The 19,687-nt window shown below is 64.5% G+C and carries 22 protein-coding genes; 17 read left to right on the top strand and 5 right to left on the bottom strand.

The genetic code is table 11. The features are described from left to right. Positions 1-13 precede the first annotated feature (13 nt). From ACN0TK_RS01860 to ACN0TK_RS01875, 4 genes are read left to right on the top strand one after another with little or no spacing between them, the layout of a single operon-like run. Complete coding sequence (locus ACN0TK_RS01860) at positions 14-307, top strand: STAS domain-containing protein (protein WP_417307728.1); 294 nt, start codon at positions 14-16, stop codon at positions 305-307. Between the two features lie 3 nt (positions 308-310). Further along, positions 311-670 (top strand): response regulator, encoded by a 360-nt coding sequence (locus ACN0TK_RS01865; RefSeq protein WP_417307729.1) that lies wholly within the window; start codon positions 311-313, stop codon positions 668-670. A 33-nt stretch (positions 671-703) separates the two neighbouring features. After that, on the top strand, positions 704-3,064 hold the full coding sequence (locus ACN0TK_RS01870) for a chemotaxis protein CheW (RefSeq protein ID WP_417307730.1): 2,361 nt from the start codon (positions 704-706) through the stop codon (positions 3,062-3,064). Between the two features lie 45 nt (positions 3,065-3,109). Then, positions 3,110-3,592, top strand: coding sequence for a chemotaxis protein CheW (locus ACN0TK_RS01875; RefSeq protein WP_417307731.1), 483 nt, complete (start codon positions 3,110-3,112; stop codon positions 3,590-3,592). Positions 3,593-3,635: 43 nt separating this feature from the next. On the opposite strand, the gene ACN0TK_RS01880 is transcribed toward ACN0TK_RS01875, so the two are convergent. The 3 genes from ACN0TK_RS01880 to ACN0TK_RS01890 are packed head-to-tail and all read right to left on the bottom strand — an operon-like array spanning position 3,636 to position 9,407. Continuing rightward, entirely contained in the window at positions 3,636-7,004 is a 3,369-nt protein-coding gene (locus ACN0TK_RS01880) for an error-prone DNA polymerase (protein ID WP_417307732.1), read from the bottom strand. Then, positions 7,001-8,665: a Y-family DNA polymerase gene (locus ACN0TK_RS01885; RefSeq protein ID WP_417307733.1), complete on the bottom strand. Its 1,665-nt coding sequence runs from the start codon at positions 8,663-8,665 to the stop codon at positions 7,001-7,003. The genes ACN0TK_RS01880 and ACN0TK_RS01885 overlap by 4 nt, the downstream gene beginning before the upstream one ends. After that, positions 8,562-9,407, bottom strand: coding sequence for an ImuA family protein (locus ACN0TK_RS01890; RefSeq protein WP_417307734.1), 846 nt, complete (start codon positions 9,405-9,407; stop codon positions 8,562-8,564). Before ACN0TK_RS01890 ends, ACN0TK_RS01885 begins: the two co-directional genes overlap by 104 nt. 81 nt (positions 9,408-9,488) lie before the next feature. Here ACN0TK_RS01890 and ACN0TK_RS01895 point away from each other — a divergent pair, with 81 nt between their 5' ends. The 7 genes from ACN0TK_RS01895 (at position 9,489) to ACN0TK_RS01925 (ending at position 13,281) form a co-directional block, all read left to right on the top strand. Further along, entirely contained in the window at positions 9,489-9,716 is a 228-nt protein-coding gene (locus ACN0TK_RS01895) for a hypothetical protein (protein ID WP_417307735.1), read from the top strand. A gap of 116 nt (positions 9,717-9,832) precedes the next feature. Beyond that, positions 9,833-10,270 (top strand): TerB family tellurite resistance protein, encoded by a 438-nt coding sequence (locus ACN0TK_RS01900; RefSeq protein ID WP_417307736.1) that lies wholly within the window; start codon positions 9,833-9,835, stop codon positions 10,268-10,270. Beyond that, entirely contained in the window at positions 10,267-10,584 is a 318-nt protein-coding gene (locus ACN0TK_RS01905; protein ID WP_417307737.1) for a heavy metal-binding domain-containing protein, read from the top strand. The genes ACN0TK_RS01900 and ACN0TK_RS01905 overlap by 4 nt, the downstream gene beginning before the upstream one ends. 107 nt (positions 10,585-10,691) lie before the next feature. Then, the gene (gene argJ / locus ACN0TK_RS01910) at positions 10,692-11,924 is read left to right on the top strand and encodes a bifunctional glutamate N-acetyltransferase/amino-acid acetyltransferase ArgJ (protein WP_417307738.1); all 1,233 of its coding nucleotides are present in this window, start codon (positions 10,692-10,694) and stop codon (positions 11,922-11,924) included. Between the two features lie 65 nt (positions 11,925-11,989). Then, positions 11,990-12,688 carry a GNAT family N-acetyltransferase gene (locus ACN0TK_RS01915; RefSeq protein ID WP_417307769.1) on the top strand — a complete coding sequence of 233 codons (699 nt, stop codon included), beginning with the start codon at positions 11,990-11,992 and terminating at the stop codon, positions 12,686-12,688. After that, positions 12,685-13,083 (top strand): (deoxy)nucleoside triphosphate pyrophosphohydrolase, encoded by a 399-nt coding sequence (locus ACN0TK_RS01920; RefSeq protein ID WP_417307739.1) that lies wholly within the window; start codon positions 12,685-12,687, stop codon positions 13,081-13,083. The genes ACN0TK_RS01915 and ACN0TK_RS01920 overlap by 4 nt, the downstream gene beginning before the upstream one ends. A 9-nt stretch (positions 13,084-13,092) precedes the next feature. Next, a complete protein-coding gene (locus tag ACN0TK_RS01925; RefSeq protein WP_417307740.1) occupies positions 13,093-13,281 on the top strand; it encodes a Flp family type IVb pilin in 189 nt (62 codons plus the stop codon). On the opposite strand, the gene ACN0TK_RS01930 is transcribed toward ACN0TK_RS01925, so the two are convergent. After that, positions 13,278-14,147, bottom strand: coding sequence for an SAM-dependent methyltransferase (locus ACN0TK_RS01930; protein WP_417307741.1), 870 nt, complete (start codon positions 14,145-14,147; stop codon positions 13,278-13,280). The genes ACN0TK_RS01925 and ACN0TK_RS01930 overlap by 4 nt on opposite strands. Positions 14,148-14,182: 35 nt before the next feature. Here ACN0TK_RS01930 and ACN0TK_RS01935 point away from each other — a divergent pair, with 35 nt between their 5' ends. From ACN0TK_RS01935 to ACN0TK_RS01955, 5 genes are all read left to right on the top strand, one after another. Next, complete coding sequence (locus ACN0TK_RS01935) at positions 14,183-14,962, top strand: ComF family protein (protein ID WP_417307742.1); 780 nt, start codon at positions 14,183-14,185, stop codon at positions 14,960-14,962. Positions 14,963-14,997: 35 nt separating this feature from the next. Next, positions 14,998-15,252 carry a glutaredoxin 3 gene (gene grxC, locus ACN0TK_RS01940; RefSeq protein ID WP_417307743.1) on the top strand — a complete coding sequence of 85 codons (255 nt, stop codon included), beginning with the start codon at positions 14,998-15,000 and terminating at the stop codon, positions 15,250-15,252. A 3-nt stretch (positions 15,253-15,255) separates the two neighbouring features. Next, positions 15,256-16,119, top strand: coding sequence for a carbon-nitrogen hydrolase family protein (locus tag ACN0TK_RS01945; protein WP_417307744.1), 864 nt, complete (start codon positions 15,256-15,258; stop codon positions 16,117-16,119). Further along, positions 16,116-16,541 carry a DUF1178 family protein gene (locus ACN0TK_RS01950; RefSeq protein ID WP_417307745.1) on the top strand — a complete coding sequence of 142 codons (426 nt, stop codon included), beginning with the start codon at positions 16,116-16,118 and terminating at the stop codon, positions 16,539-16,541. The genes ACN0TK_RS01945 and ACN0TK_RS01950 overlap by 4 nt, the downstream gene beginning before the upstream one ends. Before the next feature lie 103 nt (positions 16,542-16,644). Further along, a complete protein-coding gene (locus ACN0TK_RS01955; protein WP_417307746.1) occupies positions 16,645-17,502 on the top strand; it encodes an aldo/keto reductase in 858 nt (285 codons plus the stop codon). A 26-nt stretch (positions 17,503-17,528) separates the two neighbouring features. Here ACN0TK_RS01955 and ubiG read toward each other — a convergent pair whose 3' ends face one another. Then, on the bottom strand, positions 17,529-18,272 hold the full coding sequence (ubiG, locus tag ACN0TK_RS01960) for a bifunctional 2-polyprenyl-6-hydroxyphenol methylase/3-demethylubiquinol 3-O-methyltransferase UbiG (RefSeq protein WP_417307747.1): 744 nt from the start codon (positions 18,270-18,272) through the stop codon (positions 17,529-17,531). A gap of 143 nt (positions 18,273-18,415) precedes the next feature. Between ubiG and ACN0TK_RS01965 the strand changes: the two genes are divergently transcribed. Continuing rightward, the gene (locus ACN0TK_RS01965) at positions 18,416-19,687 is read left to right on the top strand and encodes an aspartate kinase (RefSeq protein ID WP_417307748.1); all 1,272 of its coding nucleotides are present in this window, start codon (positions 18,416-18,418) and stop codon (positions 19,685-19,687) included.

A 19,687-nucleotide genomic window follows, 5' to 3' on the forward strand; every position in this document is an offset into this window, starting at 1 on the left:
TCCGGGGCCAAGAATGGCGAAGTCAACCAAGACACTTTCACTGCCGTCGATCGTCGATCTCGACGCGCTCGACACCATCCGCGACCAGTTGCTTGAGGCACTCGAGAGCGGTGGTGGGGTGACGGTGAACGGCTCAGACGTGGAACGGGTATCAACAAATGCCCTTTTCATGCTGCTGAGTGCTGCCGAAACGGCCCGTCACAATGAAAACCCCTTTGAAGTCAAGGCACCCAGCGAGTCGCTCGTGGCTGCCATCGATCGGCTGGGCCTCGCGGAGCCCTTTGCCGGTGTCATGGAAGGATACTGACGGATGCGCGTACTTACGGTCGACGATTCCCGCACCATTCTGGCAATGCTGCACCACACATTGTCCAACGCCGGATACGAGGTGCTGCAGGCTGAAGACGGTCAGCAGGGCCTCGAGGTTCTGAAATCGGAATCGGTTGATGTGGTGATCACCGATATCAACATGCCGGTGATGGATGGCATCGAGTTCATCAAGAATGTGCGCTCGACGGGCATGCACAATTCGCTGCCGATCCTGATCCTCACCACGGAAACCAGCCAGGACAAGCGCGATCAGGGTCGTGCCGCTGGCGGTACCGGCTGGATCGTCAAGCCGTTCGATCCGGACAAGCTGATCTCCGTCATTCAGCGCGTAGTGCACTGATCAGGGTGAAACGAAGGACGAAGCGTTTCGACCATGAGTGATCTAGACGATTTCAAAGCGACGTATTTCGACGAGTGTTCGGAGTTGCTGCTCGAGCTCGAGGAGCAATTTGCCGCGATCGAAAGCGGTGACCGTTCCAGCGACCGGATGAACGCCGTCTTTCGGGCGATCCACTCGATCAAGGGTGGCGGCGGCGCCTTCGGCTTTCAGGGGCTTGTCGGCTTTGCCCATGCGTATGAAACGCTGCTCGACCATGTGCGCGACGGCCGGGTCGAACTGACCGAGAGCGTCACGTCGCTGTGCATCAGAGCCAATGACATTGTTGCCGACTTCATCGGTGCAGCCAAGGACGATGTCGAACTGGCCTCGGACTACGGTGCGGAAGAGAAAGAACAGTTCGACGCCCTGACCGCTGGCAACGACGCCGATGGCAGCCCGATTGAAGAGTTCGACATCGAGTTCACCCCGGTGATGGTGAACCTGGGTGGCGATGACGAGGTCGCTGCGGATGAGGATGCGGGCGAGGTGCCCGCAGCTGACGGATCGGCAGACGAACCGACCGCCGACGCGGAAGCGTCTGCGGCGGAAGAAGACGATGCGTTTGAAGAGGCGCCGCTTGCCGAGACCGGAACCTATTGGGAAATCCGGTTCAAGCCGCATGGTGACCTGTATGCGCGGGCCAATGACCCGCTGCTGCTGTTCCGCGAACTGGCGACGCTTGGCGAAATCTCGGTGCGGGGCGTATTGCGCCAAGTGCCGCCGCTGGTCGATTTCGAGCCCTTTGGCGTCTACTGCGCCTGGGAAATCGCGCTGAATTCTGAGAAGGCCACGGAAACCGACATCTCAGAGGTGTTCGAGTTCGTCGAGGGCAATTGCGATCTGGAGATCAAGAAGGTTTCCGGCGTCATGCCCAAGGAGCAGGCCAAACCGGCGATAGCGGCTGTGGCCGAGGAAGCCGACGCGGCAGAAAATGAGTCAGAGGCGGTGAGTGCGATGCAAGCTGATGCCGAAGCTGATGGGGCAGCGGAAACCGACGAGACCGGAACCGAGAATGTGGATGACGGCGGCGCGCTGAGCTTTGCCGAACTCGCAGAAGCGATCCAGCCGGCGCGGCCCGCGACGCCTCCGCCCGCAGCAGCGCCTCCCGCTGCCGGTGACGGCGAGCGGCGTTCGCCCGACGATCGGCGCGCCGGAGACGACCGCCGCAACGGCGTGCAGTCGATCCGCGTCGATCTCGACAAGGTCGATCGCGTGGTGAACATGGTGGGTGAGCTGGTCATCACCCAGTCGATGCTCACCCAGCAGATGGATGAAACGCTCAGGGCGCGCTACCAGGAACTGGTGCGCGGGCTCGAAGTGCTGGCGCAGACGACGCGCGGGCTGCAGGATTCGGTGATGGCGATCCGCGCCCAGCCGGTGAAGACGGTGTTCAGCCGCATGCCGCGCCTGGTGCGCGAACTGAGCAGCAAGACCGACAAGAAGATCCGTCTCGAAACGATCGGTGAGAACACCGAGATCGACAAGACGATCATTGAGCAGCTCAGCGATCCGTTGACCCATATGATCCGCAATTCGGCCGACCACGGCATCGAGTCGGCGGAAAAACGCGCCGCAGCCGGCAAGCCCGAGGTCGGGGTGATCCGGCTGTCCGCTGAGCAGACAGGTGGCAATATCCAGATCGCCGTCGAGGATGACGGCGGCGGGATCAACCGCGAACGGGTGCTGCAGATTGCGCGCGAGCGCATGGTTGTGGGTCCCGACCAGCAGATGACTGACGAGCAGATCGACCAGTTGATCTTTGCGCCGGGCTTCTCGACGGCCACCGAGGTGTCGGATCTGTCCGGACGTGGCGTCGGCATGGACGTGGTGCTGTCGAATATCAAGAAGATCGGCGGCTCGGTGCATGTGAAGAGCTCGCCGGGCAAGGGGACGCGCATGATGCTGCGGCTGCCGCTGACGCTGGCGGTGCTCGACGTCATGCTGGTGAAGGTCGCGAATTCGCCCTACGTCATTCCGCTCAGCTCGATCGTCGAGACGATCCAGTGTGCCCGCAGCAATTTCAGCCGCATGCCGACCGGCGGCCAGGTGCTGCAGGTGCGCGACGAATATGTGCAGGTTGTCGATCTCGCCGGCCGTTTCGGCATGCCGACCGAGGCGGAGCAGTCCAGCCGGTTCGTGGTCCTGTGCGAGGCCGAGGGCGGTCTGAAGATGGCGCTGGTGGTCGACGAGATCATCGGGCAGCAGCAGGTCGTCATCAAATCGCTGGAGGAAAACTTCCAGTCGATCGATGGCATTGCGGGTGGAACGATCCTCGGCGACGGCAATGTCGCGCTGATCGTCGATGTTCAGGGTCTGCGGTCTTCCGCGGGCGCGAGTCACAAGAGCGCCGCCTAGGAGCGGGCGGTATAAACGCCAGTATGGCGAGGAAAGGCTGAGGGCATGGAAGCTTTGGCATTCAAGGAAGAGAGTGCGGCCAACGGGGCCGCGGTGAACAGCCTGCAGCTGATTGCCTTCTCGATCGGCGAGCAGACCTACGGTGTGGAAATCACCACGGTCCGCGAAATCCGGGCGTGGAACGGGGCGACCCCGCTGCCGAACACGCGTGAGTTCGTGCGCGGGGTGATCAACCTGCGCGGCACGATCGTGCCGATCTTCGATCTGAGGGCGCGGTTCGGCGACGGGCAGACCTCCCCGACCAAGAACCACGTCGTGGTGGTGATCAGCGTCGGCGACAAATGGGTCGGCATCCTGGTCGATGCGGTGAGCGACATTCTCACCGTCAGCAAGGACGACATTCACCCGGTGCCGGAAGGCAATTCGGTGGATACCGAGCTGCTGAACGGCATCGTGACCCACGAAAGCCGCATGGTCGGGCTAATCGATCTGCATGCCGTCGTGGCAGGCGCCCAGCACGGCGAATGACAGGCCGGACGGGATCGGCTGATCTCGTCCGCTCTTTTCAGGCTCAATGGAAATTGCGGCCCGATGGCAGCGCTGCCCGGGCCTGACGTTCCAGCATCTCGCGCCGGCGGCGTTCGCCTTCATCGCGGCCGGCGGGATGGCCGGTGCGCCCCTCATCGGCGCGGGCCAGCACGGCATCTCCGAAATCATGACCATGCGCCAGTTGCACCAGCTGCGGCGTGAAATCGACAAAGCTGCGGGCCACGACATGGGTCACCAGCCCTTCGCGCTGCAATTGCCCGCGCACGGCGATCAACCGGGCGCCGAGCACGACACGGCGGTTCTGCTCGAAAGTGCGCGACCAGATGATGATGTTGGCCGTGCCGGTTTCATCCTCGATGGTGGAAAAGATCACGCCGCTGGCGGTGCCCGGCTGCTGCCGCACCAGCACCAGACCCGCAACCTCGACGAGCTGGCCATTGCGCCGGTCGAGCAGATCGGCACAGCGCAGCGTGCCGCGGCGGTTCAGCGTGTCGCGCAGGAAGCCAACCGGGTGTCCCTTCAGCGATAGCGACAGGGTGCGATAGTCATGCACCACCGACTCGCCTTCGGGCATCAGCGGCAGCTGTTCGGCCGGGTCGTCGGGCTGGCTGGGGCGGCTGCCCACCGAGAACAGCGGCAGGCGTTCGGCACCGGCAGCCCCATTGAGGCCGCGCACCGTCCACAGCGCCTCGCGGCGGCTGAGGCCCATCGAGGCAAAGGCATCGGCATCGGCCAGTTTCTCCAGCGTCGGCAGGGGCAGGCCGGTGCGCAGCCACAGATCCCGGATCGAGGGATAGCCGGTACCGCGGCGCGCGGTGATCAGGTTGGCATGGGCTTCGCGCAGGCCGGTGATCTGTCTGAGTCCCAGCCGGATACCATTGGTCGAGTGGATGTCGTCCCGCATGTCGGCGTGGCGCCGGGTGAGCCGGTCGCGGGCCGGGGTGGCGGGTTCGAGCACATGCACCCAGTCTGACAGGTTGACGTCGGGGGCGTGGATTTCGACGCCATGCTCCATAGCATCGCGGATGATCTGCGAGGGGGCATAAAAGCCCATGGGCTGGCTGTTGAGCAGCGCACAGGCAAACACATCGGGATAGTGGCACTTGAACCAGCACGAGGCATAGACCAGCAGCGCGAAGGAGGCGGCGTGGCTTTCGGGAAAGCCATATTCGCCGAAGCCCTGGACCTGGGCGAAGCAGCGCTTGGCGAAATCCAGCGCATAGCCATTGTTGACCATGCCGGCGATGAACTCTTCGCCGAACTGGGCCAGCCGCCCGTTGCGCCGCCAGGCGGCCATGGCACGGCGCAGCTGGTCGGCCTTGCCGGGCGAAAAGCCGGCGCCGACCACGGCGATCTGCATGGCCTGTTCCTGAAACAGCGGAACGCCCTTGGTGCGGCCCAGCACCTCGTCGAGCTCGGGCGAGAGCCGCTCGACCGGTTCGAGCCCCTGGCGGCGCTTGAGATAGGGATGCACCATGCCGCCCTGGATCGGGCCTGGGCGGACGATCGCCACCTCGATCACCAGGTCATAGAACTCGGCCGGCTTGAGCCGGGGGAGCATCGACATCTGCGCGCGGCTCTCGATCTGGAAGACGCCCAGCGTGTCGGCCCGCTGGATCATCGCATAAACACGCGCCTTCTTGGTCTGGTCCGGATCGTCCTCCTCGGCCATCAGGTCGGCCAGGGTCAGCTCGCGGCCATAGTGCTGGCGCACGAGTTCGAACGAACGGCGCAGGCAGCTCAGCATGCCGAGCGCCAGGATATCGACCTTGAGGATACCCAGCGCGTCGATGTCGTCCTTGTCCCATTCGATGATGGTGCGGCTGTCCATCGCAGTTTTCGAGATCGGCACCAGGCTGCGCAGTGAATCGCGGGTGATGACGAAGCCGCCGACATGTTGGCTGAGATGGCGCGGGAAGGTCTTGAGCGCCGAGATGACGTCGAACATCTGGCGCAGCGTGGGGTCGGTCGGGTCGAGCCCGAGGGTGCGGATGCCTTCGAGATCGGCTGCGCTGCCCCAGCCCCAGTGCAACTGATTGATGGTGGCGACGGTGTCGTCGGAAATACCGAACACCTTGGCGGTTTCGCGCACGGCGCTTTTCGAACGGTAGGAGATCACCGTGGCGGTCAGCCCGGTGCGGGCGCCGCCATATTTGGCATAGATATATTGCATCACCTCCTCGCGCCGCTCGTGCTCGAAATCGACGTCGATATCGGGCGGCTCGTCGCGCTCGGTGGAAATGAAGCGGCCAAAGACCAGCTTGGCCTCGGCCGGGTTCACCTCGGTGACGCCGAGGCAGTAGCAGACAGCCGAATTGGCCGCCGAACCGCGACCCTGGCAGAGGATTTTCAGCTTGTGCCGGGCGTGGTGGACGATGTCCTGCACGGTGAGGAAATAGGAGGCGTAGTGCTTGTAGCCAATCAGGCAGAGTTCCTTCCAGATGCTGTGCTTGACTGCATCAGGAATACCTTGGGGGAAGCGGTGGTGCGCGCCTTCCCAGGTCAGGCGTTCCAGCGTTTCCTGCGCCGTCTCGCCATTGCCGATGGTTTCGGTGGGATAATTGTAGCGCAGCTGATCGAGCGAAAAGCTGATCCGTGACAGCAGAGCCTGGGTCTGGGCAATCGCCTCGGGGTGCTCGGCGAACAGCTGCACCATTTCGAGCGGCGGCTTGAGGTGGCGCTCTGCATTTTTGTCGAGCCGCCGCCCAGCGGTTTCCAGCGTCAGGTGCTGGCGGATGCAGGTGACGACGTCATGGACGATCTTGCGGCCCGGCTCGTGATAGGCGACGTCGTTGGTGGCGAGCAGCGGGATGCCGGCCGTCCTGGCGATATGGGCGCGGCGGGCGAGGCGGGCGCGGTCATCGCCAGCAAATCCGGCAGTGGCGGCCAGCCACAGATTGCCCGGCGTGCGGCGGCCGAGCCGGTCGAGCAGTTCCGGCAGGCTGTCGAGCTGGCGCTCGGTTGGGTGCAGCACCAGCAACTGGCCGGCGATAAAGTCTTCGAGATCGGCGAGGGTGATGCGGCAATCGCCCTTGTTGCTGTCCTTTTGCAGATTGCCGCGGCTCAGCAATTCGCACAGCCGCCCATAGGCCTCACGGTCCGAGGGATAGGCGAGAATGTCCGGCGTGCCGTCGGTGAAGCACAAGCGCACACCGACGACATAGCGAAAGCCCGGATGTTCCGCTTTCAGGTCGCGATGGGCGACATAGCCGCGCACGACACCGGCGAAGCTGTTGCGATCGGCAATGCCGATGCCGTTCAGTCCCAGCGCCATGGCCGCCGAAACCAGCTCCTCGGGGTGCGAGCCCGCGCGCAGGAAGGAGAAATTGGAGGTGACCATCAGCTCGGCATAGGCCGGAGCGGCGGTCCCCGGGCGGCTGCGCGCCGTCACGGGAACACTCCATGCAGATACCAGCGCGGCGCGGCGGAGGCGCCATACAGCCCGATGCGGAAGACCCAGAAGCGGCGCCCGGCCTCATCCTCGATGACGTAATAATCGCGCAGCGTCAGTTCGGAGCGAAACCCCGTCGCGGCAGCGGGCTGGCCATCGGGCATTTCATGGGTTTCGGCGACATAGCCGCGCGGGCCGAGGAAATCGAGATCCTGGCCGGAGCGCCACCATTCGGCTTCGATGCGTTCGGGGCCAGTGGCGCGGGCGACGCGATGGGCGATGCGGCGCCAGATCATGCGCATCGGCGGGCCATGCGGCACTTCGGCGATCACTTCGATCGGCTCGGGACGCGGCAGCAGACGCAACGGCCGCGGCAGGTCCGGATCGGGCCGGGCATGCGGATCATCCGCCGTACGGGCAATGACCGGTTCGAGCTTCGCTGCCTGCTCGGGGATATGGGTGTTGACGAATTTGGTGCGCACCACGGCGAGCGGGCCGAGCCGGCTGGTCATCCGGTCATAGAGCCGATCGAGATCCTCGGTGCCGTCGCGGGTTTCGAACACGCCGATCTGGGCACTCGACAGCGCGTCGACTGAACTGGCGCCGAGCCGGATCATGTCGATGCCGAAGCCGGCATCATACTCGCTGCCCAGCCGTTCGGAGCGATGCGCGAAGAGCCGGGCGATATGTTCGGGGTCGCGGGTGACACGGGCGGCATTGACCGACAGCGTCATCACCTTGTGGTCAACCCGGTAGAGCAGCAGGTGAAAGGTCTGGGCGCCGCATTCGGCGGCTTCGAGCTTCAGCGCGATCTGGATGGCGAGGTCGCGCGTCGTCATCAGCACGTCGTCCATATAGCCGATGGGTTCGGCAAAGCGCCGCTCGGCATAATATTCGGCCAGCGGCAGGCGCGGGGTAACGCGCTCTTCGATATGGCCGTGCGCCTGGTCGAGCCGGGTTAGCAACAGGGTGCCGAAGCGCGCCTGTAGCGCCTTGCGGTCGCGGCCATGCAGCTGGCTGATGCGCTTGAGTCCAAGCTGGTCGAGGCCGGCGAGCTGGCGCTGTTCGAGCCGCAGGGCCGAGACGGGCAGCGGCGCCAGCTGCTCCGCCAGCTGGTCGGGCGGAACGATGGCGCCGGGGGTGAAATGCGCGAAAGCCCAGGCCGCGCCGATGCTGCTGGCAATGGCGCCGCTGACGGTGAACCCCAGCCGGCTGAGCCGCCCGGTCAGCGTTTCCAGCATTTTCGCTTCGCCGCCGAACAGGTGATCGACGCCGGTAATGTCGAGCACCAGATCGCCATAGGGCGTCATCGCGTCATGGATCGCGACAATGGGGCTGGCATTGGAGTGCCAGTCGGCGAAATCCGAAAACACCTGGCCGATATAGTCATGGTCGGCCTCGCGCAGCTGCAGGTCCGGCACCAGTGCCCGGGCGTCCGACAGGTTCTGGCCGACGGCGAGCCCGCAGTGGCTGGCGTGATGATCCACCGCGACCAGGCGCATGGCGCCGCGCTGGCGCTCCCACAGCGCGAGCGGCTTGTCCGGCGCCAGTCCGGGATCAGCCCGTCTGAGACAGTCTGTCGCCCAGCGCGGCAGGTTGAGGACGAGGTGACGCCGCGGGCTGGTGAGGCCGAGCTGCGGGCTGGTCTGGGGTGACTGCAACGAAACCATCTGCTGTCCAGTCGAGTGTCAGGCGCTGGCCTTCGGCGCGTTTGCTGGCGCTGCCGAGGCGGTGTTTTTCGATTGAAACGGCAAAGCGGGGCGGGCCCGGCGCGGCGGCATCGAACCTTTGCCCCGCACTGGGGATCGGGGTCACCTGCCAGCGCAGGCGGGCTGCGCTGGCCTCGCGCGCCCGGCCGTAGCGGAGCAGGAAGGCCGAGGTTCCGGCGGCGGCGGTGCGCATGCCCAACCGGCGGGAGACGGTGAAGTCGAGCGCCTTGGGCTGGCCGGGGATATCGGCGATCACCGCGGCAACTGCGCGGCAGGCAATGGCCTCCTCCATGGCCCACAGACATTCGGGCAGGGTGTTGACCCGGCAGATCACCAGATGGTCCGGATCGAGCCCGAAAGTCGCGAGCCCCAGGCCATAGGGCATGCCGAATTCCTGGACATCCTCGGTCAGCTGCAGGTAGAGCAGGGCGCGTCGGCCACTTTCGAGCAGTGGCCGTGCCAGACCCAGCGCGAAACCCAGGCTGGCGCCGCTCGCGCGTGGTTCGTCAGCAAACACCTCATGCAGATGGCCGCCAGGCACGGAAAGGGCGGCAAGACGCGGATCGCCCTCGGGCTCCGACATCTTGGACTTTTGCGCAAGCATGGCGGCGCCGTCGGCCAGAAGCGGCCGGCGTTCGATCGCCGCGATCTGCTGGCGCAGCTGGTCGAGTTTTTGCGTATCGAGGCGCTGCATCGGTGCCTCCCGAAGGTTGCTCGTATGAGAACAAACAAAGAACACCTGACTCAGGTCGGGAGTCAAGCCGAAGGATGCCGAATGGCCAAGAAGCACAATCCGCGGGTCGAAATGCTGACCTATGACGTGATCTACGAAGACGGGAGCCAGCGCTCCAACCGGCGCGTGCCGGCGCAGTTCATGCAAGGGCTGGATGGCGGCGAGGATGCCGTGAAATCCGAACTGGCCCGGCAGGATCGCGAGATTTCCGAAAAGTCCGGCATGCCGCCGCTGGTCATCAAGTCGATCCGGCCAAGCGGCAAGAAATAGCCCTCAGCAACCGCGCCTGTCTTGCAGGTCACGACTATGCGACCCGCGCCGTGCAGCCTTTTCGCAACTGGCGCAATTTCCTATCTTGAAATGAACACGCATCACGAGGTCCCAGCATGTTCGAGACGCTGCGCTCCATCTTCGCCAAACCCGAGCCTACATTCGGTCGGCTCGACCCCAAGCTCGCTGTCGCAGCCCTTCTGGTGCATCTGGCGGCCATCGACGGTTCCGTTTCTGCTGGCGAGCGCCAGGCGATCGAAGCTGCGCTCAAGGACAATTATGCGCTCGAACCCGGTGAGGTGGAAAAGCTGATCGCCGAGGCGACGCAGCGGGACCAGGATTCAGTCGATTACTACCACTTCACCTCTGCACTCTCGGCGCTCGAAACCGAAGAGAAACTCGAAATCATCCGGATGATGTGGCAGGTTGTGTTTGCCGACGGCAAGAACCACGAACTCGAAGACAATATGGTGTGGCGAATCGCCGAACTGATCCATGTCTCGACGCGTGACCGGACGGTGCTGCGCAATGAGATGGCGAGGAGCCAGACGTGATCATCACCACCACGCCGACGCTCGAAGGCCGGCCGATCCGCGAATACTTGGGTATCGTCACCGGCGAGGTGATCATCGGGGCCAATATCTTCAAGGATCTGTTCGCGGGTATCCGCGACATCGTCGGCGGCCGCTCCGGTGCCTATGAAGGTGCCCTGCGCGACGCGCGCCGCGAGGCCTTCGAAGAGGTGCGCTATCAGGCCGAACGGCTTGGCGCCGACGCCGTGGTGGCTGTCGACCTCGACTACGAGGTCGTGGGACAAGGGGGCTCGATGCTGATGGTCTCGATCTCGGGCACAGCAGTCAAACTGTAGTCGAAGACAAAGACTACGCAGTTATCGCAAGGCCGTGATTGAGCCTTGCGTGTGAATGCTCCATGGGGCAAACCGTGGGCCCACAGACAGCCACCCTGGACGCAAACATGGCTCTTCCTGTTTCACCGCTCGCGCCCGCGAGCTACCCCGAACTCCCGGAAGTGCGGGGGGTCCGCTTCGCTACGGCAGAGGCGGGAATCAAATATCGCAACCGCACCGATGTGCTGCTCACCGCCATGGACGAGGGCACGACGGTCGCCGGTGTGCTGACCACCTCGAAATGTCCTTCGGCTGCCGTCGACTGGTGCCGCCAGCATCTGGCGGCAGGCACGGCGCGCGGACTGCTGGTCAATTCCGGCAATGCAAATGCCTTCACCGGCAGCAAGGGTGTCGCCTCGGTGGCGCTGTCGGCGCAGTTCGCCGCTGATGCGCTGGGCGTAAAGCCCGAGGAGATCCAGCTCGCCTCGACCGGCGTGATCGGCGAACCGCTCGATGCCAACAAGTTCGCCGAAGTGACGGGCGAGATGGCCGGACGGCTGGCGCCGGGTCCGTGGCTCGACGCCGCCAGGGCGATCATGACCACCGACACCTTCCCCAAGGTGGCGACGGCGACCGTGGCCTTCGACGGCGAAGACGTGGTGATTTCGGGCATTGCCAAGGGCTCGGGGATGATCGCGCCCGACATGGCGACCATGCTCAGCTTCGTTTTCACCGATGCGCCGATCGCCGCGCCGGTGCTGCAGGCGCTGCTGACACCGGCCATCGGCAAGAGCTTCAATGCGGTGACGGTCGACAGCGATACCTCGACCTCCGATACCTGTCTGGTGTTCGCCACCGGCAAGGCCAATGTCGCGCCGATCGAGAGCGTCGATGATCCGCGGGCGGCAACCTTTGCCGCGGCACTCGGCGACGTGCTGCATGAACTGGCGCTGCTGATCGTGCGTGACGGCGAAGGGGCGACCAAGCTGGTGACGGTCGAGGTCGAAGGGGCCGAAAGCGACCACAGCGCCTTCCGCATCGCCCAGTCGATCGCAAATTCGCCGCTGGTCAAGACCGCCATTGCGGGCGAGGACGCCAATTGGGGCCGGGTGGTCATGGCGGTGGGCAAGGCCGGCGAGCCGGCCGATCGCGACCGGCTGCGCATCAGCTTCGGCGACATTCAGGTGGCAACGGCGGGCGAGCGCGACCCAAGCTACGACGAACAGGCTGTCAGCAGCTACATGAAGAACGACGAGATCACGATCAGTGTCGGCATCGGACTCGGTAACGGGTCCGCCACCGTCTACACCTGCGATCTCACCCACGGTTACATCAGTATCAACGGCGACTATCGCTCCTGATGATTCCGCTGTCCGTCAACCAAATCGAAGGCGCCACTCTGACCGCGTGGCCGGCTTTGAGACTCGTGCATGACGGGTTGTGGCTGTGGCGCTATGGCAATGGGCTGACCAAGCGGGCGAACTCCATCCAGGTGCTCGACCCCAGTGACGGCAGCTATGCCGAACTGCGCCTGATGCGCCTTGTGGAACTCTCCAAGCATTTCGGCATCGCGCCGATGGTGCGGGTCACGCCGCTGACGCCGCCGGAACTGCTGGACGTGCTCGATGGCCTCATATGGGACGAGATCGGCGTCAGCGACGTCATGGCGATGGAAATGCCGGACGAGGATTTCCCGGTCGAGGTGCAGTCGCGCTATTTCGATCCCAATGATCCCGAATGGCTCAAGGCCATGGCGCATATGGCCGGCTATGATGCCGAGCAGATCGAGACGCAGCGACAGATCATGGAAATGATCAGCTGCCCGGCCCGCGGCGTGCTGGTCTATCACAAGGCCGGGTTGCCGGTGGCTGCGGCGCTCACAGCGGTCAGCGGCAATATTGGCATCTATCTCAATGTCGTCACCCACCCCAGCGCCCGCGGCAACGGCTATGGCCGGGCGGTGATGAGTGCGGCGCTGAACTGGGCCCGCTCCGCCGGTGCGCATTATTCGGCGCTGCAGGTGCTCGCCGACAATGGGCCGGCCCAGGCGCTCTACCAGTCGCTGGGCTTCGGCGAGGTCTACAATTACAGCTATCGGCGGGCGCCGGGCTGGGAGAGTTTATGAAACTGCTGCTGGTGGTGGCCTGTGCGCTGGTCGATGCCGATCGGCGCGTGCTGATCGCGCAACGGCCCGAAGGCAAGCAACTCGCGGGGCTGTGGGAGTTTCCCGGCGGCAAGGTCGAGCCGGGCGAGAGTCCCGAGCAGGCGCTGATCCGCGAACTGGAAGAAGAACTGGGTATAAGCACGCAATCGGCGTGTCTTGCTCCGGTAAGCTTTGCCAGCCACTCTTACGAAAACTTTCACCTTCTCATGCCACTTTACGTGTGCCGGAAGTGGACGGGTCTTCCAGAGCTGCGTGAACATGCGGCACTGAAATGGGTGCGGCCGCAGGGACTGAGGGACTATCCGATGCCGCCGGCAGATGAACCTTTGATCGCTGCACTGTGCGATCTGCTTTAAGGACCCGGTATGGTTGTGCTCAGCGAAAAGTTTCTTGCATTCGGTAGTAATGAAGATGGCGCGACGGCCATCGAGTACGGTCTGATCGCAGCGATGATTGCCGTCGGCATTCTGGTGACCCTCACAGCGTTCGGCGGCAACCTGGCCGGTCTGTTCAACAATGTTGCGGACAAGACCCAGAACGCGATGGGCAACTAGTCAGCCGCGTCCGACGCGCCCAGAACATCCTTCAGACTCACCGTGGCGCTGCCGCGGCGCAACGGCTTTTGCTGGTTGTCATGCGGTGCCCAGCCGGCCAGCCAGACAATCTGCATCGTCGCGCGAACCCGTGAATCGGCATCGGCTGCCTCTGATTCATAAGCTGCCGCTGCCGCGGTGATCAGGCTGCGCGTCGCCAGGCGGTTCGGCCGGTCGGCTAACGGGTTGGAGGCGCCCAGCGCCTTCAGTTCGCGCATCAGCGCCAGCGCCGAGCCATAGCGTACGGTCGTCGTTTCGGCATCGGCAACCGGCAGGGCAAAGCCGGCGCGCTGCAGCAGCCCGCCGGCGTCGGCCAGCGGAATGAATGGTGCCACCCGCGCATAGGCGCCGCCTGACACCATGGCATCTGCGGCAAGGAAGGCCTGGCGCAGCTCGGTCAGGCTGTCGCCGCCAAGTGCCGCGGCCAGAAACAGTCCGTCTGGCCGCAGGTGTGCGCGGATACGGGCCAGCATGCCCGGCACGTCGTTCACCACCTGCAGATCGAACAGCGAGACGATGAGGTCATAGTCATCGCGCGGCAGCGCCAGGGCTTCGGGGTCGAGCGGCGGGGTATCGCCGAAGGGCAGCAGGGTGCTGGCGCGGGTGAAGGTGAAGGGGCCGATGGCGCTGGTCGCCGTCTCGGGCAGGCGCGATGCGTCGGGGCCCATGATGAGTGCCTGCTCGAACCCGCGGCTCACCGTCGCCAGCCGGTCCTCGAGATCGACGAGCACCGAGGCCGTGACAAAGTCATCGACATCGGCCGGGCGCCGCGCGAGGTGCCGCGCAATCAGCGGGCGGTCGAAGATCTGCGGAAGAGCTGAAGACATCTGGCGGGAAACGCGCTTTGGGCTAGACTGGCCTTATGGAAGGCGAGAGCGGGGTTGTCAAAGCAGGGTTGGCCTGGCTCGCGGCGGCAGGGCGCGGCGCGCTCGATCTTGTCTATCCGCCCAGCTGTATCGATTGCGGTGCCCCCGTCGCCGACGCGAACGCGCTGTGTGCCGCCTGTTTCGCCAAACTGCGTCCCATCAGTGCCCCCATGTGTCCGGTGCTGGGCATTCCCTTCGAGGTGTCGCCCGGTCCCGGCGCGCTGTCCGCCGAAGCGATTGCCGACCCGCCACCCTATGGCCGGGCGCGGTCGGCGGTGATCTACAACGCGGTGGCGCGGGCCATTGTCGGCCGGCTCAAATATGGCGACCGGCCCGAACTCGCGGGATTTTGCGCGCGGCTGATGGCACAGGCCGGGGCGGAACTGTGGGAGAGTGGGCCGGTGCTGGTGCCCGTGCCGCTGCATGCGGCGCGCCAGTTCAGCCGGCGCTACAATCAGTCGACCGAACTGGCGCGGGCCTTGGGGCGGCTGGTCGGCCTCAGCGTCGATCCGGCGCTGGTCAAGCGGACACGCCGCACCCGGCAACAGGTCGGACTGTCGGCGCAAGCCCGTGAGCGCAATGTGTCCGGAGCCTTTGCCACCCACCCGGAAGCGCTGACGCGGCTCAGGGGACGCGGCGTTGTGCTGTGCGACGACGTCATCACCACCGGCTCGACAGTCAAGGCGGTGACCCGGGCGCTCAACCGCGCCGGCGTCCACCAAATCGACGTGATCTCGTTTGGCCGCGTTGTCGTTGGCGTCGAAACGCCCATATAAGTCACGGACCCGGCAGCGATACGGAGACTGATCTGATGAAATCCGTCGAAATCTACACCACCGCGTGGTGCCCCTACTGCCACGCAGCCAAGACCCTGCTGAACGACAAGGGTGTCAGCTTCAACGAAACCGACGTGAGCGATCCGGAACTTCGCGCTGCCATGGTGCAGAAGGCCAATGGTCGGCGCACCGTGCCGCAGATCTTCATCGGCGATACCCATGTCGGCGGTTATGACGACATGGCGGACCTGGAGCGTCGCGGCAAGCTCGACCCGCTCCTGGCGGACTGATCCATGCGTGTTGCCGTTCTGCAGATGAATTCGGGCACCGCGCCCGACCCCAATCTCGATGCCCTCGAGGCGCTGGTTGCCGAAGCCGCGGGCAAGGGCGCGCGCTACCTGCTCAGTCCCGAAGTGTCGGTGGTGTTCGCCGAAAATCGTGATGGGCTGAAGCCGGTGGCTGGGCCGTGGGCGGATAATCCCGCCATTGCCCGTGCCGCGGAGATTGCGCGTGCGCATGCGGTTTATCTGCATCTGGGTTCGCTGGCCGTGGCTCTGCCCGATGGGCGTTATGCCAATCGTTCGGTGCTGTTTCGGCCTGATGGCAGCATCGCCGCCACCTATGACAAAATCCATCTGTTCGATGCGACCCTGCCGGGGCTGCAGAACTATCGCGAGAGCGAGACCTATGCACCGGGTGACAGCGCCGTGGTCACCGATGCGCCGGGTTTCAGCCTCGGCATGACGATCTGCTACGACGTGCGTTTTCCGGCGCTGCATCGTGCGCTGGCGGAGGCCGGGGCCCAGGTGCTGTCGGTGCCGGCCGCCTTCACCGTGCCGACCGGCGAAGCGCATTGGGAGGTGCTGCTGCGCGCCCGGGCCATCGAGACCGGATGCTATGTGATCGCCGCGGCGCAGGCCGGTTCGCATGAGAACGGACGTCAGACCTACGGTAATTCCATGGTGATCGACCCGTGGGGCAAGGTGCTGGTGCGGCTGGGTGGTGACAGCGCCGGCGTCGGCATTGCCGATCTTGATCTCGACATGGTCGCCGAAACGCGCGCCAAGGTGCCATCGCTTGCAAATGCGCGGCCATTTTCGCTATCCGTCAAGACATTGGGCGCAGACTCTGCGGCTCGAAAGGACGAATTGGCTTGATACAGTTTTCTCTCGCCTGTGCCCGGGAGCACCGCTTCGATGCCTGGTTTCGCAATGCTCAGGCATTTGACGACCAGCAGGCGAATGGCGATGTGATCTGCCCGGTCTGCGGCTCCGCCGAGGTCGAAAAGGCGCTGATGGCGCCGGCGGTGGCGCGTCCGGCGACGGACAAGGTCGCGGTCACCAAGGCGCATCCGAAGCAGGCCGAAATCATCGCCATGCTCCGCGAAATCCGCCGCAAGGTAACCAAGGAAGCTGATTATGTCGGTGACCGGTTTGCCGAGGAAGCGCGCAAGATCCATTTCGACGAAGCCGATCCGCGTGGCATTTATGGCGAGGCGACGCGCGACGAAGTGGCCGAGCTGATCGAGGATGGCGTCGATTTCCTGCCCCTGCCGGATCTGCCGGAAGAGGCGAACTGACGCGGTCGCATCTGGAACCGGCACGGGGCTCCAGGGGTTGATCGGCAGCTGGCGATGCACCCATCGCCATCCTTCCCTTCACATCTGAATTCAGGAGCCCCTCATGAGCACACCAGACGCAGCCCGCGCGGGCACTTTCGCTATCGGTGGCGACATGAGCGTCAACCGCCTCGGTTTTGGCGCCATGCGCATCACCGGCGACGGCATCTGGGGTGACCCGGCCGATCCCGACGAGGCGCGGCGCACCCTGAAGCGGGTGCCGGAGCTCGGCATCAACCTCATCGACACCGCCGACAGCTATGGCCCCGATGTCAGCGAAATGCTGATTGGCGAGACGCTGGCGCCCTATGAGGCCGGCACTATCATCGCCACCAAGGGCGGGCTGGTGCGCACCGGACCCAATGTGTGGGAACAGGTCGGCCGCCCGGAATATCTGCTGCAGCAGGTGCACAAGAGCCTGCGGCACCTCAAGCTGGAGCGGATCGACCTGTGGCAGCTGCACCGCATCGATTCTGAGGTGCCGCGCGAAGCGCAGTTCGAGGCGATCGCCGGCTTCATCGAGGACGGGCTGGTGCGTCACGCCGGTCTCAGCCAGGTCAGCGTCGAGGAGATCAAGGCGGCGCAGGAGTATTTCCCCGTCGCCACCGTGCAGAACCTCTACAATGTCGCCAACCGGCAGTCCGAGGATGTCCTGGACTATTGCGAGGCCAACGGCATAGGCTTCATTCCGTGGTTCCCGCTGGGCGGCGGCGAGCTGAACGACTCGCAGAAATACCAGCAGATCTGCGACAAATATGACGCGACGCCGGGGCAGATCGCACTGGCCTGGGCGCTGAAGCGCTCGTGGGTCATGCTGCCGATCCCGGGAACCAGCAAGGTCAAGCATCTCGAGCAGAATGTCGCTGCAGCCGATATCGACCTCAGCGACGCGGATTTCGAAGAGCTCAGCAATCTGAAATAGGCGCGGCCTAACGAAAACGTCGGCGGTCAGGCGGCCGCCGGCTTTTCGGCCAGCACCATGTAGTTGATGCCGGTGTCGCGGCTTGGCCGCCATTCGTCCGCGAGCGGGTGAAAAGCCACGCCGGTCTTTTCGATCACCTTCAGACCGTTGCGGCGGCACAAAGCGGCGATTTCGTCGGGCGTCAGGAATTTCGCATAGTCGTGGGTGCCCCGCGGCAGCCAGCGCAGCACGTTCTCGGCGGCAAAGACCGCAAGGGCGCGGGCCCGCAGCGTGCGGTTGATCGACGCCGTCACCATCAGTCCACCGGGCGCCACCAGAGTGGCGCAGGTCTGCATGTAGAGCGGCACATTGTCGACGTGCTCGACCACTTCCATGTTCAAAACGATATCGAACTGCGCGCCGGTCTCAGCCAGTGTCTCGGCGGTGATGGCGCGATAATCGATCTCGAGCCCGGCGCGTTCGGCGTGCAGGCTGGCGATGGCGATGTTCTCCTCGCCAGGGTCGATGCCGGTCACCGTTGCACCCAGCCGGGTCAACGGTTCGCTCAGCAAGCCGCCGCCGCAGCCGATATCGAGGATCTTCAGGCCCTCGAGCGGCCGGATGGTCCCGGCGTCGCGGTCAAAGTGCCGGATTGCCTGGTCGCGCACATAGCCCAGCCGGACCGGATTGAACTTGTGCAGCGGCTTGAACTTGCCTGTCGGATCCCACCATTCGTCCGCCATGGCGGCGAATTTGGCGAGTTCATCGGGGTTGATGGTGGTCTGTGTCATGCGCCGGTTATCCGCCCGGGCGCGTCTGGCGGCAAGTGCCGCATGGTCGCGCCTGTTGCTAACAGGTGCGCTTTATGGCACATCCCGCGCCAAATTCGAAAGCGTACCGGCCGGTTCTGGCCGCACTATCGGGGACCAGGGCCTTGGGCCGTATCGTAGTCAAGTTCGGCGGCACGTCCGTCGCTTCAGTAGAGCGCATCCGTCAGGCCGCAAGGCACGTCAAGCGCGAGGTCGATGCCGGCAACGAGGTGGCCGTCGTCGTCTCCGCCATGTCGGGCAAGACCAATGAACTGGTCGGCTGGGTCAACGATGCCGGCAAGCTGCATGACGCGCGCGAATATGACGCGGTCGTCGCTTCGGGCGAACAGGTCACCGCCGGGTTGATGGCGATCGTCCTCGGTGAAATGGGGATCACCTCGCGCAGCTTTCAGGGCTGGCAGGTGCCGATCCGCACTGACGACGCCCATGGCGCGGCGCGGATCGTCGAAATCGACCCGACCGAACTGAACAAGCGCTTTGCCGAAGGCGTCGTGCCGGTCATCACCGGCTTTCAGGGCATCGCCCCCTCCGGCCGGGTGACGACGCTCGGCCGTGGCGGCTCGGATACCAGCGCGGTCGCGGTCGCGGCGGCGGTCAAGGCCGACCGGTGCGATATCTATACCGACGTCGATGGCGTCTACACCACCGATCCGCGGATCACGCCCAAGGCACGCCGGCTGACCCATGTGTCGTTCGAAGAGATGCTGGAAATGGCATCGCTCGGCGCCAAGGTGCTGATGATCCGTTCGGTTGAGATGGCGATGGCGCATGGTGTGCGCCTGACGGTACGGTCGACTTTCGATGATCCCGACGCGCCACAGATTGCGCCGGATGGGACGCCTGGTGTGCCGGGCACGCTGGTTTGCGATGAGGATGAGATCATGGAAAAGCAGATCGTTTCGGGTGTGACGCTGGCGCGGGCCGAGACCAAGATCACGCTGCGCGACGTCAAGGACAGCCCCGGTGTCGCCGCGGCGATCTTCGGCGCGCTGGCCGATGAGTCCATCATTGTCGACATGATCGTGCAGAACGTTTCGGAAGACGGCTCGTCCACCGACATCACCTTTACCGTGCCCGATGCCGAGCACGACAAGGCGGTGCGGGTGCTCGAAGCTGCCACGAAGGCCGGGACCTTCGAATACCGGCTGCTGACCAGCGCCAAGGGCGGCGCCAAGGTGTCGGTGATTGGCGTCGGCATGCGCAATCACGCCGGTGTTGCGGCCTCCATGTTCAAGGCACTGGCCGACAAGTCGATCAATATCCAGCTGATCACCACATCGGAGATCAAGACCTCGGTGCTGATCGATGACGAGTATGCCGAACTTGCGGTTCGGGCGCTCCATACGTATTACGGATTGGACAGACAGGACGCCTGA

The organism is Devosia sp. (genome assembly GCF_048261455.1).
Classification (GTDB): Bacteria; Pseudomonadota; Alphaproteobacteria; order Rhizobiales; family Devosiaceae; genus Devosia_A.